Genomic DNA, 16957 nt, shown 5'->3' on the forward strand with positions numbered 1-16957 from the left:
ACTCACGACGTTGAATGGCGTAGCGTCGGTCGCTTCGTCTTTTGTGCCAGTTGTTTCGATTGGAGAGACAGATTATGGCGAATCGTTGGAAGATCATTGAGACATTCGGTTTATTTGGCGGGGTGTCATTAGGGATCTTGGCATTGACGATGATCTGGGTCGGCGAGGCATCTGCCGCTGCGAAATGCTGGACGAGTTGTAAGTCCGGTGGCTGCAAAACGAAGCTCCCTCCAGCCTGCCCAGGTCCACTCGGGGCAAACTGCAGTTCCACAGTTCTTGGGTGTACCGCGTGCACGTCTTGCGTCTCGGTTGCGTCAGGGTTGCTGTGCGGCTGCATCTGAGTCGCACTCGGAATGGATCGATTCATTCGGCCGCAAATGCAGTTAAACGGTGCCCATGCTGCAATGGGGCCGCATCACACTCGCTTTCAACCTGCTGTCGGGCTGAAGAAGTCCATTTTTTCCGATAAATCACCGTTGACGTTTAAGCGGTCGCATTAAAAGCGAAGCGCAGTCGTGGCGGTCGCTTGGCAAACTGAGACGACATGGCCTTCGTCAAATGAACTCGCTCGACCGCGCTTCGCATTTATGATCTTTGACAGTATTTATCGAACAGCACTGGTCTGCTGGAACTCAATATATTCGTGATCTTGCACCGGCACGACGCCAATTCGCAAGCGATAAGATCGATGTCGTTGTGACGTTCAAGATCGACAATCAATTCTCTGACAGGGGCAGGTGCGAAATGGCACATGTAAAGTTGCTGTTGCAACTGGTTGTCGCGGGATCGTCGATCATACTCGGAGGAACATTGACCGTATTTGGACAGGAGAATGACCCAGCTCTCGGACGCCGCTTTCTCAACGCCATCGAAGAGAAAGCAAAGGAGTTAGAGAAAGCGACATTCACGTTCCAATCTAACTGCGTGACGGAGAAGGCATGGGAATCGATTTCAGCCGCAAGAGAATCCGAAATCAAAAGCCTGCGCAGAAATAAAGAAGACTTTCACAGAATTGAAAAAGTTCATACCTCGGTTCGTGGCAAATTTACGATGCACAAAGGGACAAAGATCGGAAAGAAAGGACGCCATGATATCGAGTACATAGCGGCCCAGAACGACTCGTATGCGTTTCATATCGGACGTTCCAGAAGCGATGCCCCTTATGTTATCGACTATCTTGAGCCGATCGATGCGATGACCGAGGAATCGAAAAAGAACGTGCAGTTCAATGCAGCGATTGCCCGGGCCATCCCCATGGCCACTTGGTACTTTCTCACCGAGCCTCTCAACGAACTGGTGCATAGGCCCGATTTTGTCATTCATAAAGTCTTCAACGTCGATCGCGAGGGAACATCTTGCGTTCGCGTGGAATTCGATTGCAGCTCGGGCGAAAATGACCCAGCGCACAAGTTCTCGGACGCATACATGATCCTCGATCCGGCGAACGGCTGGGCTATGACAGAGTACGAAGCAACACAAGTTTCCACCAATAACAAACATCATACAACCATCAAGATCGGTACCATCGGGGGTGTCATCGGATTGCCATCTTCGGTTGAGCATCGATTGATTCCCAAAAACGATCCAACGTCCGTGTTATGCTTCAAGTCACTAATCGATTTATCGGGTGACGAGGCCAAAGAGGCATTCTACCTTCACCACTATGGACTGCCTGAACCGCGATTTACACACCGGGTCGTTGGCGTGTGGGTGTGGTGCCTGATGATTGCCGGTGTTCTGATTGCATTCGCGATGTTCCTTCGAAAGAGACGGCGCGGCGACAGGACGTTCAGGCCAACTCACAATGTCGGCCATGGAATGACTGCGGCGACACGGTGACAGAATGAGGCCAATACCAGGAATCCGGCAACGTCTTGTCGACACCTTCACGCATGCAAGACAGCCCTTCAGGCATCACTCGGTCGATCCGACGTGGGGTGCGAATATCGTGTCCGCATCGATTCTATTTTGGTGCTTCGTTGTCTACGGTGCGATGTCGTGCGCGAGCCTTCTGCTGGTTGCGATGGCCGTTCACGGCGCATCTCGCCGGATGCTGGCTTTTGCATCAATCGCCTTGACGATCGTCGCCCTTCCGCCGCACCAATGTCCGACATTTTGGATTTGTCTTTCGCCACTCGTATGGATCTGGCGGGGCCGAGTTTGCCGTCCTCGACTCGAAAGGATCGTCATTGAGGCCTTGTTCATTGGATTCGCGATTGCATGGATCGCGACCGATTTTGTTCGAGCACAGTTCCCGGTATGGGGCGAGCTCATCCATTTGGTGGCAAGCAGCCAGGTCGGTTTCCAATTTGTCATTCTCGCATTGGCGGTCTTTTGGACAGAATCGCTGCCGGTCGCCCTCAGTGCGGCAGTTTCGTCCGGCGCATTTGCAATCGGGGAGATCCTCTATGCGCGATATGGGATCGGTTGGCCGCTTTTGAGCTTATCGATCGCAGCCGCGGACACCCCCTTGATCCAGTTTGCCACGTCGCTCACTCAGATTGGAGTGACCGCCGGAATCGTTTTGATCAACTGTTTTTGGGTTCTGGATCGATCTGAAAGACTCGTACTTCAATGGCGGATGCCTTTCGTGGGAGTATGCCTGACACTGGGCTCGTGCATGATTGGGAATCTGATCGAGAATCACGTGAAGTACGACGCCTTGGCGTTCTCGGTGATGCTCGTCCAACCCCATAAACTGAATCCAATCAACTCCGGTCATGAATTGTGGCCCACACTTGATGAACTTACCGTCCAAAGCATCGATTCCGACGGCCCCGTCGATTTGGTGGTTTGGCCAGAAGCCTCAATCAGTGAAACTCTTTTCGAGGCACCTGACTCCGACGATTTATTAAACGGCGTCGCACTTGAAAACTGCATTGCTGCTGCGAGAGCGGATGAATTGTCGCTTCTCGAATTTGGGCGCAACTTTCAGCCCCGCTACGGAGCCGCGTGCCTGATCGGCGCGCCCGTCCGAAAGCCAACAACGACATCGAAATACGGACTGAACGTAGCAGAACGTCATCGCTTCAATTGCGCATGTCTCGTTTCCGCTCGATCGCGGATCTCAACCCATGAAAAACTGGTTCTGGTCCCATTCAAAGAGGCCGTCCCTGCATTTCTTGACAATCGATCGGGATTACAAATCCTCCCTCAGCCGATCACCCCGAAAAGGCCCTTCAGCCCAGGCCGGCGTTTTCGCTCGTTCCAGCTTGAGACTCGTGAAGGAGAAATCAGAACATTTGCAGCGAGTGTCTGCTACGAGTCGCTGATTCCATGGTTGCCCCAATATCGCACCGGCAACCATTTTGATGCGATCGTGCATATCCTGTACGACGGAGACACATCTGCTGACCCTGAGTTGATCGAATGTCAGATTCAAGCATGTCGGTATCGAGCGGTCGAAACAAGGACATGGAATCTCATCTGCTCCACATGGACCGGCAGCGCGATCATCGATCCGCGAGGCAAAATCGTCGCTCGGCTTGGGCCCATCGAAGGCGTCTTGCGAAGCGACCACACTGACACACACAGGCAATTAGGCCAACCAATTCGTCATTGGCAATAGCGATGTCATAACTCAATTCAACAGTTTTGAAATACGGTAACCGCTCACAGCCCGAAGAGAGGGGGGCAGGCACATTTCCCCGGCTCGATTGAAATCCACTGTGCATCAAATAGGGCCAGCCTGCCCTTTGCCGCGGGAAAAAATGGGCCAGTCCCAGGCGTGTGAACGGTTACTGAAATACGTTCAAGCAACACACATTGTGAATCCATTCGCTCATCGCGAGTCGCCACCTCACACTGATCCTTGGTAGACACGATTGTTCATATATTGGCAGCGACGAATGGTGCAGTAGCTCGCTGCACCCAGGATTGCCACAAAAAGGCGTCATCATGACTCAACACTCAAGGCGTGGGTTCACAATCGTAGAACTCTTGGTCGCCGTTTCATTGATCACGCTTTTGGTTGGACTCTTCTTGCCCGCCATACAGCGTTCGCGGGAGGCGGCAAGGGGTCTCCAGTGTCGAAATAATCTGAAGCAACTTGGCCTGGCACTTCATAACTACCATGAGGTTCACTCGCGACTTCCTCCTGCCGTGATTTGGAGTGGACGGGGTGAACCGTATGGTGCGGGATCGTTTCCGGTTGGTGCATTCGATCGAGTTGCACAAGGGATCTCTCCCAATTCCGAACCTGATCGTATTTACTCCAATTGGGCCGTGTCACTTCTACCTCACATCGATCAAGTCAACTTGTACAACTCTTTTGATTTGAACCTGCCGATGGACGATGTCACCAATTTGTCCGCCCGCACAACGCGCCTGTCAGCGATGCTATGCCCATCTGATAGCTTCAACGCAACCCCCTATGAAAGGGCTTTGAACGTCGGAGTTCTCGGACACACATACGCTCGAGGAAACTACGGGATGAACGTTGGAGGCAATCAGTGTTTCGCTGCAAATCCAAGGTGCGTCAATGGCTTTCAAACGGATTCAAACGACTTCCTCAACACCTGCGCCACCGTCTTCGGCAGCGGTTGCGGTGGTGTAAACTACTCATTCCGTTTGCGTGACTTCACATCGGGTCTGTCCACATTTGTTGCGATCGATGAATTACGTGCAGGCATCAGTGCAATCGATCCACGTGGAACGTGGAGCCTCGGAATGGCAGGCGCCAGCGCGACGTTAATCAACCGCAAAGGTCCAAACACGAAATTGTTGGGAGATGGAATCGATTCGTGTACGGCCCTCACATTGCAATTCTCTCAGACAGAACTTGACCGGATCGGAATGCCCTGTGATCACTCCATCATTCCCGTGAATTGGATTGCAAGCGCAAGAAGCATGCATGGCGGATTCGTTAACGCACTATTCCTTGACGGATCGGTGCATGCGCTTGCCGACAGCATTGATACGAATACGTGGATTCAACTTCACGATCGAAACCACCAATGACTCGTCGCGACGGATAGTGGAGGGTCGGGTGGCGGGAGCTGGACGGGAGAATCGCGGAAGGCGTTGGGGTTGCGTCAGAGTCCTTCAACCACGGTCGTCCCAAGTTGAGGTTTGAAAATCGGGTGCCTCATCGCGAATCTCTGGTGGGTCGCGAATGGGGAGTCTCGTGACAGCGCACAGATTGAGCGAACGAGGCGTTCTTTGCCGCGTATTCCCAATTGTTGCCGCCAACACAAACCCTTATGGCGATCATCTGAGGAAGCGATATGGTCAAAGACAACAGATTGCTGAATCATCGAACTTGCCACGAGTCGCGATCGCATGCCACAGAACACAGCAAGCGGATGCACAGATCTCGCCATGTACGAACGGAACGTTGGAAACGGTGCCTGATTGTCGCATCGCTACGGATCTCGTGGAAACTCTATCGAAACGGCCAGCATGACTTGGCACTCACAATCCTCAGCAAGCTCGTCGCATTTGCACCTCAGATGCTCTTTTTACGAATCTGGTTAGCCCGCGCAGCCATGCGGATCGGTGACGAAGCGTTGACGAGAAAGGCGATCCAACCCAATGAGATTGATGAATTGGCCGGTATTGAAAAGTATTACGGCCGCATTGCAGTGCTTCACTTGGGGCTCGAAGAATTCGCCGAAGCCATGCGCTATCTGACATTGGCGAAAGAGCTGTCTCCCGATTCACCGCTCACCTGGGCGACTTATGGAGACCTCTTTCGCCTCCGAGGAGACGTTGATGAGTCGGTGAAGCACTATCAAGCAGCGGCTGCGCGGCTATCGCATCGAAGCTCGAAGATGCGCATGCTTGCCGCCGCCGCAACGACACTCTCAGACGCTGGCAGAAGGGAGGCCGCGGAACTGTACGAACAAATCATTGAACTTGAACCAAACGACACGGGTGCCCACTTTTGCCTGGTTGAATCCCGCAAGAACCTGGAAATGACGGATCCGATCGTCAGCAAGATCCGGCGAATGACGACCGATTGTTCGATCCCCGTCAACCACAAGTCCAATCTTCATTTTGCATTGGGACTTGTTCATAGCCATTGTGGCGATCCGGGAGCCGCGATGGCTCATTGGATGATCGCGAATCAGCTTCGGGCAGCGGCCACGACGGCCCCCAGCATCGACGAGAAAGCCGCTGGCGTCGATGCGCGGTGCAATGTCTTCACCCGAAAACTGATCGACGAATTCTCGCAGTACGGCTGCCAGGACGACATCTTGATCTGTATTGTCGGAATGCCAAGATCTGGTACCACGTTGACAGAGCAAATTCTTGGTGCTCATTCGCACATTCAACCGCTGGGCGAAAGGACCGATTTCTGGCGGTTGACTCGAACGCTTCCCCGGATGCTCAAGACAAGAAAGGGCTATCCAGAATGTTGTCAGCGGCTCACGCCGCCAGTGATTCAACAAACATGGAAATCGATCCTTGCTCGAATTCGGCATGTTGCCGGGAATTGTGATCGTGTGGTCACGAAACTGCCCGAAGACGTCTTCGAGATTGGCATCATCAAAATCCTGTTTCCCAAAACGAAATTCATCAACTGCCAGAGAAATCCGGTCGATGTCGGACTTTCCTGTTTTCAGCAGAACTTTCGAGGTCTTGACTACACAATGGACCTCGAAAATTTGGCGTCTGTCTTTCGCCTCTATTGGCGAATGATACGCCACTGGAACGATGTCCTCCCCACTGGATCGATTCTGAATCTTTGTTACGAGGATCTCGTATCCGCTCCAGAGGCCAGCATCAGAAACGCCTGCAACTTTATCGGTGTCGAGTTTCAAGAGGCATGCTTGCAATATCACCTGGCTCCCACGTCCGTCCGAACGGGCAGTCGCTGGCAGGTTCGAACCCCCATCTATCAAACGTCAGTCAATCGATCTGAGGCTTACCGAGAATTTCTCGGCCCACTGATTCAACTCGAAAGCGAGTGGACATCCATTTCAACCAATTCCAATCTGAAAACAGCTCAAACACATTCGCCTTACACCGGTTAACCGCAGCGCTCTTCGTCAAACATGGTCATTGACGAACACCGGTTTGAATTGGGCGTATCGATCCTGATCGCGTGCCAGACCTTTACGATCGCCTTGGACGGAAACGGAGTAAGTAATCGCAGATCGCCCAACACGCAGAAAAATTTTCTGAATGGAACGAATGACTTCCATTACGGTGCCTTTTTTAACTTCAAGAATCATCCCGTCGAGACTCATTGTCCTGCACTCTTCCGCTTCGAGACAGAACCAGCATCGATGGTGCAACTCGTCATTCCTTTCCGAATTGCAGCCTGACCTTCGTCGCTGATCAGCGTGTTGCCAATATCGAGTCTCTTAAGAGCCTTCATCTCTATCAAATACTTCAGGCCATCATCGGAAACATCGGTGCCAGCTAAACCGAGATACTGAAGGTCGCCCAACGCCTTCAATTTCTTGACCCCTGCATCAGTGACATTGGTGTCGTTGAGTGCGATGGACTTGAGGTTCGGCAGTCCTTGAAGAATGTCGCAAGTTTTGTCGCCAACCTGGGTCTGGATGAGGAATATCCATTCAAGACCGGATAGCCCTTTCAGGTGCTCAATTCCACGGTCGCTGAGTTGGCTGTAGCCCAGATATAGTCCCGTGAGATTTTTCATTCCAACCAGTTTCTCGACAGCCACATCTGTGACTTGCGGCCCGAGCAGCCAGAGAGTTTTGAGCTCCTTCAAAGTCCCGATTTCGGAAAGCAACTCAGCAGGCAGTGGACGATCCGTCGTTGTCAACGAGATACTGGTCACACCGCCGTGACTTCGGATCGACTTGGGAACCCACATTGGTCCGGTGAAACGAAACTCCACCCGTCCACCCAGCGATTCAATTTTCGCTGCAATCCGCCGCTCGTCTTGAAACGAACTCACAAACGCCCAAAGGATATAACTCTGGATCACCGCGATGAGCATCAACGTCAAAACGATCCACCCCAAATAGGAGCGAAGAAATCTTCGAGTATTGGCTGGTCGACGAGAGACCTCATCCATGACCTCACGCTCCCGTTGGACTCAATATGGGCATCGTTCGCACGTCGACCGACGCAGGCATTCGGCCCATCATAGAGACAGAACACTCCAAGTGTCAGCAACAGCACCATGAGATTGCCTGAGTTTCATGAACCCGAATATTTTCAAGAACGGTCCGCTGCTCAGTCGCCAAACGGTCACTTGAGAATGCGCCTACTGAGATGTTTGCTGCCGCAACTCTTGGGCGAGCCCAATCAGAATCCCTTCCGGACCGCGAATGTAGCAAAGCCGATAGATGTCTTCGTACTGAACCACTTCGCCGACGACCCGCGCGCCTCGCTTGGCCAGCCGCACGAGCATATCATCAAGGTCCTCTACGGTGAACATGACGCGCAGGTAACCGAGAGCGTTGACTGGAGCGGTTCGGTGATCGGCGACCACGGGCGGCGCGAGGAATCGAGACAACTCGATCCGACTGTGCCCGTCCGGCGTACGCATCATCGCAATTTCGACGCGCATGCGGCGCAATCCAGTGACCCCATCTGCCCAATCTCCTTCGATTGGGGCGCGTCCTTCGAGCTTAAGGCCAAGTTCGGTGTAAAACTCGATGGCAGCGTCAATGTCTTCGACCACAATCCCAACGTTGTCCATGCGTTTGACAGTCATCGTATCTCCCTGAAAACACCTTTTTCATTGCGCGTGCAACATTTCAATCCACGCACAATCAGGCGACGATATCAAGGAGACATTCGTATTCAAGTCGTTGAGACTGCGGGGATGCCTTTTTTGAGTACTGACTCTTTGAGGCATGCCAGCAGCCTGTTGGAGTAAGGTGGACAGGCACCATGGCATTCAAGACACCATGGTGTTTTTTATCTAATCGGAGCCAGTTCCCGTTGCTTCAACCGGCTCCTAATTTGTCAGCAGCGTTCGAGTCCAACCGTATTGGCGTTCGCGACGTGATCGAAACTCTGGTGGCTCAGATCGATGGTTCGCGATTGCTCTGCCACTGGGATGGACAGTTTTCCGGATTGATGAACGACGATGAAATCATCGTGACGACGACAATAACGAACACACAACCGCCCCGATGCCGTGTTCTTCTGCGGAACTCTCCTATTTCGCTTGATTCTTCATCGCGGACTTCAACTTCGCGCTGAAATCATCCGGTTTCATGCGGTCGCTATTGTTCTTCCCCACATAGCGAAACAATTCCTGACCAGCGGAATCGAGGACCACGAGTGCCGGAAAATGGACGGTCTCGCCATGAAACTTGTAACCATCCGGTATGCCGAGTTGTGTCGCTAACCGGGCGTCCGGATCGCGATAAATCACCGGAAGATCCTTCAGATCTTGAGGTCCCAGCTTGAGGGACCATGCCTTGATCTCGTCAACACTGTCGGGTTTGAGAAACAGATGCAGAACGTCGTGATTGCTGCCTGCCAACTTCGCGTACTCGCGCGTGTATTTGAGGCAGTAGGGGCACTCCGTCTTCAGCAAGAAGTGAAGCACGATCACTTTGCCCTTCTGCTCTGACAGCGTCAACGTTGTGCCGTGCGTCGGTGATTCGAGCGTCACGTCTTTTATCCCTTCAGCATGGACGGCGACGGCCACCAACGAGACAAAAAGGAATACTGCGGAACGCTGAGTGTTTGTTGTCAACATGGTGATTTTCGTTTCTGTACCAAAGGCAGTGCTTGAAACTCGATGCGTGATTCCAAATCCCGATTGCCCCGAAGTCCAGCGCATCCCGGGACGACCAGAGTGAACTCGATGAGTGGACATCAATCTTCCGCCAACAGCTTGTCGACGGCTTTTTCGATGGTTTTGTCTCCCGTCGCACCTTTCCAATTCAATTCACCGGGCCACCAAAGTCGGATGTACCCGTGCTTGTCCACAACGTACACGCATGGCCACATCGTGTTTCCCCAGGCCTTCCAGTTTTCGGAGGCGAGGTCAATCATGATGGGAAATGTCAAATCGCGTTCGCGGGCAGCGGTCTTCACCGCATCGGCATCGCGCTCGCGACTCGTTTCAGGCGTTTGGATTCCGACCACGACAACCCCCTTGGCCACCAAATCCTTGTGCCATCGCCGGTAGATTTCAAAGTTGGCGTGACAGTTGTGACACTGAAATGCATAGAAGTGGACCAGAACGACCTTGCCTCGTAGTTCCCGCATTGTCATTGGCGAAGAGTTGATCCAATTTTCGACGGGGACAAATTCAGGAGCCATCGCATAGATACGCGTCAGTCGGGTTGGATCAAACGGATCACCGAGTAATGACTTCAACGTCTTCCATTGTTCAGGTCGTATGATCTTGGCCATCCCTTCGCGCTCGGCCCGGGTCGCTTTATTTGCTCGATCCTGCAATCCCTTGATCTTGGGATCGCCGAACTGAGTATTGGTGAGAGCGAGATTCGATTCGTCGGTGGCGCGCGCCAAAAGGGCCAGCTTCTGTTGCTGCGCCGATTGCACATCAATGCGCTTTGCGATATCGCTTCGCAACAGCACCCTGCTGCCTTGAGCGTAGCACTCCAGTTGCTTCAGCCGTTGCCGTTGAACGTCCGTTGCGGCACGGTCGAACCATGCCCAGACTTGTGACTCCAATTCGCGTATCACCGCCCTTTGCTGGTCGGTCGGCAAGATGCGGGCCGGAAACCACCTTGCATCCACGGTGCGAAGCAACGCTTCCAGATCATCAACCTGCTGGTCGGTCAGCTTCAATTCTTTGTGCACTTCCGGCGCATGGACGAGACCAAGCAAGTACTGCGGAACCAGATTCCCATACGGACTCTCCGCGTCCTGAGCAGCGATGAGTCCTTGAATGACGAGCAGTAATCCGCCGGCAGACACAAGTCGACTGAATGCATTCATGGACAGGATCTCACAATTGATTCGAGCAAGGCAGCAGATGCAGTCTGAGATTCAGGACTGCCTTGCCATTAGGAAAGCCAACGTGCGTTCCCCTCGCATTTCACCAAACGTAAACCATTCACATGTTGGGGACGGACGTATTTTCATCGCAGACGGTACATGACCATGCGCGGGGCTTTTGCAACCAACCGAGGCGTTGCCGATGATCACGGGGCGGCCTTGGGCCCTGAACCGTGAAGAGTGACTCCGTGAGTGAAGCTCGAATTGCGATTCGCGGCTACTGATGTTGTGTGACCGTCGCGACGACGGAGTGAAATGCATCCGGCATCATCCGGTCTGAATTGTTTTTACCCACGTAGCGAAACAGTTCCTGACCAGAACGATCGAGTAGCACGAGTGCGGGGTAATGTACAGTCTGTCCGTGAAACTCGTACCCATCGGGAATTCCAAATTCTTTGGCAAGTCGAGCGTCTGGGTCGCGATAAATGACGGGAGGATTCTCCAAGCCTTCTTGACTAATCTTCGCGGCCCAGATTTTGATTTCATCGGGACTGTCGGGCTTGAGAAACAGATGCACCACATCGGGACTGAGCTTCGAAAGCTGACCATAATCGTGTGTCAACTTGAGGCAAAAGGGACATTCAGACTTCAACAAAAAATGAAGCGCGATCAACTTCGCCTTCTGATCCGACAGCGTAAACGTGGTGCCATCAGTCGGCGACTCCACGACAAGATCACGCGTTCGGTTGGTTGCAAAAGTGCTTCCAACATTGCGAGAAGAATCTGATGATCGGTCCCATAGGTGAACGCCCATCGCTACCATCGCAGAGAGACTCGCGACAACCACGGCTGTCATCGCCATCATTGATCGCGATCCCGATGCACGTCGCGCCGAATTGTTGTCTCGGACAGGCAGCGGAACACCAGTGGCTCCCACCACGTCTGTTTGGGTGCCACCACGCTCTCTCGCATGTTCCCCTGAGTCGATCGGAATCTGAGTCAGGCATTTCAGCCCCAGCTCCAGGTCCTGATGCAGGAACCACAAACTTCGAGCTTCCGCATCCGCTCTCAGAACGTCTTGCAGCTCCTGGTGCTCCGCCTTCGAAGCGGTCGGCAATAAGCAGGCCGCAAACATCTCCAACAGCCGACTTTGTTGATCGGAAGTCATAGGGCCCCTTCCTGAAGGCGACGTTGCACGCACTCGGTCAAACGGCGCCGAAGAATCGTCAACTTGTTGTAAAGCGTGCGCGGAGCTCGTTGAAGTCGTGTCGCCAAATCGGCGATCCCACCGTGTTCTGCATAGGCGATTCGCAAGAGTTCTCGTCCTGCAGGCCCGACTTCGTTGAGGCACTGCTCGAGGGCCGTGATCCGTCGCCCCTGCATGTCGAGGTCGACAAGTCGTTCCGATGCCAACGTCGCGAGTAAGTCATCATCGAACATCAACGGGGACCGCCCCGCCAGACGTTGAAAGTTCTTCGCCTCATAAAAGCAAATCGTACTGGCCCACGCCACGAAATTGCTGCCCGCCTCATAGGTCTCGAACTTCCTCCACATCAACAGACTGGAAGACTGCAAAACATCTTGCGCGTCGTGCCACCGCCCCAACAACGACATCAGATATCCGAGCAGTTTGTCGTGCGATGCCGTCAACAGCGTCACGAATTCTTCGTGACGAACGTTCGCGTTCGAAATTAAGGGGGGCTCGGTCACGAGAATCAGGCCTCAACGACCATTGTTAGTCAGTCCGATCGAGCGCTTCGTATGAGCATAAAAAATGCGAGTCATCAACATCATATGTCTGCCGATCGCGAAATTGACCGGGCCCTTTTTCAAAGATTCTGTTCACAGACTTCATGACGTCGCGATGGTTCAATATCCACCGGATACTGGCATGACAGCCTACTGAACCAGAGGACGGGCCGGATTCTGCAGCAAATGAAGGCTGCTGAATGCAAGACAGGAATCGTTTAGCAGGTTGTTGAAGTAACGGGGACTGGCTCCGGTGAGATGAAAAACCGCCATAATATTGTAAACGCCAAGGTGCCTGTCCCCCTTACTTCATCAGGCTGTTCGGCGCAGTCCCATGCAATACCCACCGGCAAACGTGTCTTCTAAACGTTTGGAACATTGGACCGAGTTGGTCCTGACAAGTTCGGCCCAGATCGTAAGATCAATGCCGGTTGAACGTCCGCGTACGTTCTCGAACCTCAGCCGTTCGTACAAATCACGAGACGGGTGCCGGGAATGGTTGAGAACAAACCCCAATCCGCGCCAACGCCTGAAAGGAATGACCAATGGAGTTCTTCAACGCTGATCGGACCAGTGTGACTTCGACAGAAGTGTGCCTCGGAGCACAGCGAGCACCGAGACACGGTCATGCCGTTCGCCCGAAACATCGGCCACTCCAAAGAATGAGATGTTGCTCATCATGCTCATCAACGAGCGAGATGAATGAGCACACTTAAGTCGTTGACAAATAAGGCAATCGAGAACAAGGCGTGCAAAGCGATCAAGACGATCAAATTTTTGGCTGGCTTTCGATCATTGAAAATTTAATTCAAAAAAAGCCACTTCGGGCCACGGCGGATGACATCGTGCCGAGCCGTTTTTTGTAGGCATCGCCGCATCGCCACGGAAGATCGAACCTTCCTTCCCGACAATTCCAGGCATACGAATCCGTATCTGCCGCAGCCGACAGCTCGCCTATTGCTTCGCCTTCAAAAAGGCGATCAGGTCCGCGATCTGTTGCTTCGTCAACTGCGTGTCCAAACCGGCTGGCATGATCGACACTGTGCTGGGCCGAATCTCTTCGATGTCGGATCGCAGAATTCGAACCTCTTCTTTCGCGCCCGTCGCGAGCGTAATTTCATCAGGCGACTCTTTGCGGATCAGTCCGTTGAATTGTTTTCCCGATTGCGTCAGTACCAGGATCGGCTCATAACTTCGCACGAAACTGACACTGGGGAAGACAACCGCTTCGAGCAGATCGCGCTCGGTGCGGATCTTGCCGATTCGAGACAAATCTGGGCCAATATTTCCGCCCATATAACCCATCGCGTGGCAAGCCGAGCAAGCGGCCTTCTGGCTGTTGAAGACCAGTTGACCACGGCGAATATCGCCCTCTGACAACGACGCCATCATTTCATTCAGCTTTTCCTGCTGACGACCAGCCTCAACATTGATGGCGGTATAAAGTTCTTCCGCAGCGGCTTGAACCGACGTCGGAAACTTCGCCAGCTTCAGCTTCACCGCATCGACGCGCAGACTGGTGAGCACGGGCGAACGCTTCAACGCGGCAATCAGCTTCATGCCGATCCCTTCGTCCGTACAGTGCTCGAAGGCACTGAGCAACCGATTCAATTCCAGCGGCCCCACCAGCGGAATTGAATCCACCAGCATCGCCAACGGTGTCGTATCCAGCTTCGACTTCACGAATGCTTCAACGGCCGCCGATCGCGTGCTGACACTCGCTTCTTCGCGCAAGCTATCCGCCAGCAACTGGAAGTGCTCCGCGGCCGGCAATGCAACGCCATCGGGAATCGCGGCCAACGCTTCGACACGAACCGGTTCCGACAGCGCATGGTTGCTGGCGATCTTTAGGAGCGCCACTCTCAGGTCATCAGTGGCCCCCTTGATCGGAATGGCTCGTACAGTTCCGATTGCAATCGGAACCAATGCCGCATCGCTTTCGATCAATACACCCGTCAGAGGTTCGATCCAGCCAATCGGCATTTCTTTCAGTGCCGACGTGCGCATTGCTTCCAGCACGATGCGGCGCGAATCTTTGGTCCCCCCCGGCACCGACGCCGCCACATGGCTGGCGATCAGTTGTTGGATCGACGCATCACCCGCGAACTGGGCCAACTGGCGGACCAGCTCTAGCTGCTCGTCCTCGGAAAGGCCGGGTGATTGCAAACGGAATCGCAGGTATCCTGCCAGTGCGTCACCCCAATCGGCGTGACGCCCCACTAGCCAAAGGGCCGTCTCCTTCAGCAACGGCTCTTTCGACGTCAGCCAGGGCACGACCTGCTGTGGATCAACCTTCCCTCCAGGCATTTGATCGTTGGCAATCGCGACAACCCGCTGCAATGAAGGAGAAACCGGTTTATTCAGAGCGGGTGCCGTCGGTAGCTCAAGCGACTTGCCGATCTCGATCAGGGCATAGGTTACCGAGTGTTCCAGAATGCGATCAGAAGGAAGTTTTGCGGCCAGTTCCAGTAAGCGAGGAATCGCAAGTTCACTTTCCAGCCGTCCCAGTGCCTCGGCGGCGACCCGACGGATCTGCAGTGAGTCGTCACCCAGGCACGTTGTCAGCGATGAGAGGGCATCTTGATCTCGCCACAAGCTGACTGAATTCAACGCGGCCAACCTCACCGTCAATTGGGGGTCACTGATAGCATTTCGGACCAGCGTCCGGGCCTGGGGATGCTCGATGCGAGTCAACGTCCACACGGCATTGCGGCGGACGTCAGGATTCTTCGAATCTTTGACAGCCTTCGTCAGTTCCGGAATCGCGACGACGCCTTGCTTGGCCAGCAACTGAATCGCACTCGTCACAACCGCCGGGCGTGAGTCGGCCAGTCGCGACACCAGTTCCGCCGTTGAAGGCCCTTTCCAATCGAGCTTCTGACCGCGCGCATCGGCGACACGCACAGCGCCGATGCGACGAACGCGGTAAATCGCGCCCAGGATATCGGGCTTGGTCAACTGCGATGTCGGGCAACACATCGTGTACCAGCCACCCGTGTCACAAACCACCAGGCTGCCGTCGGCATCTTCTTGAATGTCCGTCGGATGGAAATCCAAATTCGACGAAACCAGAAAATCGGTTGTCGTGGGCTTGTAGGATGCGCCTTCCGGCTCGAGCACATGTCGTGAGACCTTGTGCATGTTGAACTGACAGGCAAACAAGTTGTCTCGATAGTCATTGCCGAATACGGCCGATTCATAACACGTCAATCCGCAGGGTGCTGCCGGTCCCATGTGGACGAGCGATGGCATCAGCTCGCCAGTTCGTGGATGAGAATTGATGACACCATGATTTTTCCCATAGACGCCGCCATAAATCGCATGAATCAAACCATCGCGCAAACCGCCGCCGGGATGCTGCAGGAACGTCGTGGTAAAGATCCGTTCGCCCGTAGGCATGAACGCCACATCAACCGGGTTGTCCATCCCGCCCGCCATGACAGATTCGACAATTCCTGTGCCATCGGCTTTGCGGCGAAAAATGTGGGCGGCTTTCGAGACCAGTGTTCGCGGCTCGAGCTTCACGGTCGCGTCTTTCGGATCAGAGCTTGTCCGCACCGCTTTCGGAAGTTGCAAATAGGTTTGCTCGGCAAACGCCCCTTTACACCAATAGATCCAGCCGTCCAGACCGAGATACGGACCGTGCAGGTCGTTGGCGCATCCGGTCAGCGTTTTTCCTTCGAACCATTCCACGCGCTGGTCCGCCACGCCGTCACCGTCGGTATCCGTCAGTTTCCAAATGCTGGGTGGCGCGGAAACATAGAGCGAGCCGTCGTACCACAGCGTCCCTTCGGGAAACATCATCTTGTCGGCAAACACCACCGATTTGTCGAACCGCCCGTCGCCATCGGTGTCTTCCAACCGGACAATGCGATGAGTACGTTCTTCCAGTTGCTTGGCAGGCTTGTCATTCGATCCCGACGAATCGGCGACATACAGCCGTCCCCGTTCGTCAAAATCGGCGGTGATCGGCCGGTTGACCAGCGGCGCGGCGGCAACCGCTTCGATCTCGAAGCCATCGGGCAATGTGAACGTGTGCCCGTTCAGTTGAACTTCGGCCGCAGGCGTATTGCCTGTAGCACCAAGAAATAGCAGGCTGACTACCAAGGCGTAATCAACACGGATTGCAGAAACGCAAACCATCAGACAATTCCTTCATCAACAGAACCGGCCCGATCACAACCACGAATCAGAAGCTTACTCTTTCCAATCTGACGAGAAAACCGACGCAACGGAAGGCATCACGCGAAAGCAAGCTGGCCAATGCATCAGAGCCGTTTGTGAAACATCGTCGCGGCAAAGTGCCGAAAATCACGCTCGACGACAACGAATCCACAGGGGATATCCCATGCCGACAATG

11 protein-coding genes are annotated in these 16957 nt (G+C 53.8%); 4 read left to right on the top strand and 7 right to left on the bottom strand.

All coding sequences use genetic code 11. The annotated features are described in order from the left end of the window. Positions 1 to 744: 744 nt before the first annotated feature. The 4 genes from OSO_RS0110175 (at position 745) to OSO_RS0110190 (ending at position 6977) form a co-directional block, all read left to right on the top strand. The gene (locus OSO_RS0110175) at positions 745 to 1839 is read left to right on the top strand and encodes a hypothetical protein (protein ID WP_157605131.1); all 1095 of its coding nucleotides are present in this window, start codon (positions 745 to 747) and stop codon (positions 1837 to 1839) included. Positions 1840 to 1948: 109 nt separating this feature from the next. Beyond that, a complete protein-coding gene (locus OSO_RS0110180) occupies positions 1949 to 3568 on the top strand; it encodes a nitrilase-related carbon-nitrogen hydrolase (protein ID WP_010583275.1) in 1620 nt (539 codons plus the stop codon). A 329-nt stretch (positions 3569 to 3897) separates the two neighbouring features. Next, on the top strand, positions 3898 to 4959 hold the full coding sequence (locus OSO_RS0110185; protein WP_010583276.1) for a DUF1559 domain-containing protein: 1062 nt from the start codon (positions 3898 to 3900) through the stop codon (positions 4957 to 4959). A 344-nt stretch (positions 4960 to 5303) separates the two neighbouring features. Further along, complete coding sequence (locus OSO_RS0110190; RefSeq protein WP_162130527.1) at positions 5304 to 6977, top strand: tetratricopeptide repeat-containing sulfotransferase family protein; 1674 nt, start codon at positions 5304 to 5306, stop codon at positions 6975 to 6977. Between the two features lie 212 nt (positions 6978 to 7189). On the opposite strand, the gene OSO_RS47740 is transcribed toward OSO_RS0110190, so the two are convergent. The 7 genes from OSO_RS47740 to OSO_RS0110250 form a co-directional block, all read right to left on the bottom strand. Continuing rightward, positions 7190 to 7993 (bottom strand): leucine-rich repeat domain-containing protein, encoded by an 804-nt coding sequence (locus OSO_RS47740; protein ID WP_010583279.1) that lies wholly within the window; start codon positions 7991 to 7993, stop codon positions 7190 to 7192. 192 nt (positions 7994 to 8185) lie between these two features. After that, the gene (locus tag OSO_RS0110205; protein WP_010583280.1) at positions 8186 to 8638 is read right to left on the bottom strand and encodes a VOC family protein; all 453 of its coding nucleotides are present in this window, start codon (positions 8636 to 8638) and stop codon (positions 8186 to 8188) included. 450 nt (positions 8639 to 9088) lie between these two features. Then, complete coding sequence (locus tag OSO_RS0110215) at positions 9089 to 9637, bottom strand: TlpA family protein disulfide reductase (RefSeq protein ID WP_157605132.1); 549 nt, start codon at positions 9635 to 9637, stop codon at positions 9089 to 9091. Between the two features lie 119 nt (positions 9638 to 9756). After that, positions 9757 to 10848: a redoxin domain-containing protein gene (locus OSO_RS42930; protein ID WP_010583282.1), complete on the bottom strand. Its 1092-nt coding sequence runs from the start codon at positions 10846 to 10848 to the stop codon at positions 9757 to 9759. Between the two features lie 277 nt (positions 10849 to 11125). Then, on the bottom strand, positions 11126 to 12016 hold the full coding sequence (locus OSO_RS0110225; RefSeq protein WP_010583283.1) for a TlpA family protein disulfide reductase: 891 nt from the start codon (positions 12014 to 12016) through the stop codon (positions 11126 to 11128). Continuing rightward, positions 12013 to 12507 carry a sigma factor gene (locus OSO_RS0110230; RefSeq protein ID WP_202799928.1) on the bottom strand — a complete coding sequence of 165 codons (495 nt, stop codon included), beginning with the start codon at positions 12505 to 12507 and terminating at the stop codon, positions 12013 to 12015. The genes OSO_RS0110225 and OSO_RS0110230 overlap by 4 nt, the downstream gene beginning before the upstream one ends. A gap of 1044 nt (positions 12508 to 13551) precedes the next feature. Then, positions 13552 to 16740: a PVC-type heme-binding CxxCH protein gene (locus OSO_RS0110250; protein WP_010583285.1), complete on the bottom strand. Its 3189-nt coding sequence runs from the start codon at positions 16738 to 16740 to the stop codon at positions 13552 to 13554. Positions 16741 to 16957 lie beyond the last annotated feature (217 nt).

It is taken from the genome of Schlesneria paludicola DSM 18645, from assembly GCF_000255655.1.
Lineage (GTDB): Bacteria > Planctomycetota > Planctomycetia > Planctomycetales > Planctomycetaceae > Schlesneria > Schlesneria paludicola.

What these genes read in the sequence shown, in the direction of transcription:
- OSO_RS0110205 (WP_010583280.1), bottom strand. Translation starts at nt 8,638, where the DNA reads ATGACTGTCAAACGCATGGACAACGTTGGGATTGTGGTCGAAGACATT.
- OSO_RS0110190 (WP_162130527.1), top strand. Translation starts at nt 5,304, where the DNA reads ATGCACAGATCTCGCCATGTACGAACGGAACGTTGGAAACGGTGCCTG.
- OSO_RS42930 (WP_010583282.1), bottom strand. Translation starts at nt 10,848, where the DNA reads ATGAATGCATTCAGTCGACTTGTGTCTGCCGGCGGATTACTGCTCGTC.
- OSO_RS0110250 (WP_010583285.1), bottom strand. Translation starts at nt 16,740, where the DNA reads ATGGTTTGCGTTTCTGCAATCCGTGTTGATTACGCCTTGGTAGTCAGC.
- OSO_RS0110225 (WP_010583283.1), bottom strand. Translation starts at nt 12,016, where the DNA reads ATGACTTCCGATCAACAAAGTCGGCTGTTGGAGATGTTTGCGGCCTGC.
- OSO_RS0110185 (WP_010583276.1), top strand. Translation starts at nt 3,898, where the DNA reads ATGACTCAACACTCAAGGCGTGGGTTCACAATCGTAGAACTCTTGGTC.
- OSO_RS0110215 (WP_157605132.1), bottom strand. Translation starts at nt 9,637, where the DNA reads ATGTTGACAACAAACACTCAGCGTTCCGCAGTATTCCTTTTTGTCTCG.
- OSO_RS47740 (WP_010583279.1), bottom strand. Translation starts at nt 7,993, where the DNA reads ATGGATGAGGTCTCTCGTCGACCAGCCAATACTCGAAGATTTCTTCGC.
- OSO_RS0110175 (WP_157605131.1), top strand. Translation starts at nt 745, where the DNA reads ATGGCACATGTAAAGTTGCTGTTGCAACTGGTTGTCGCGGGATCGTCG.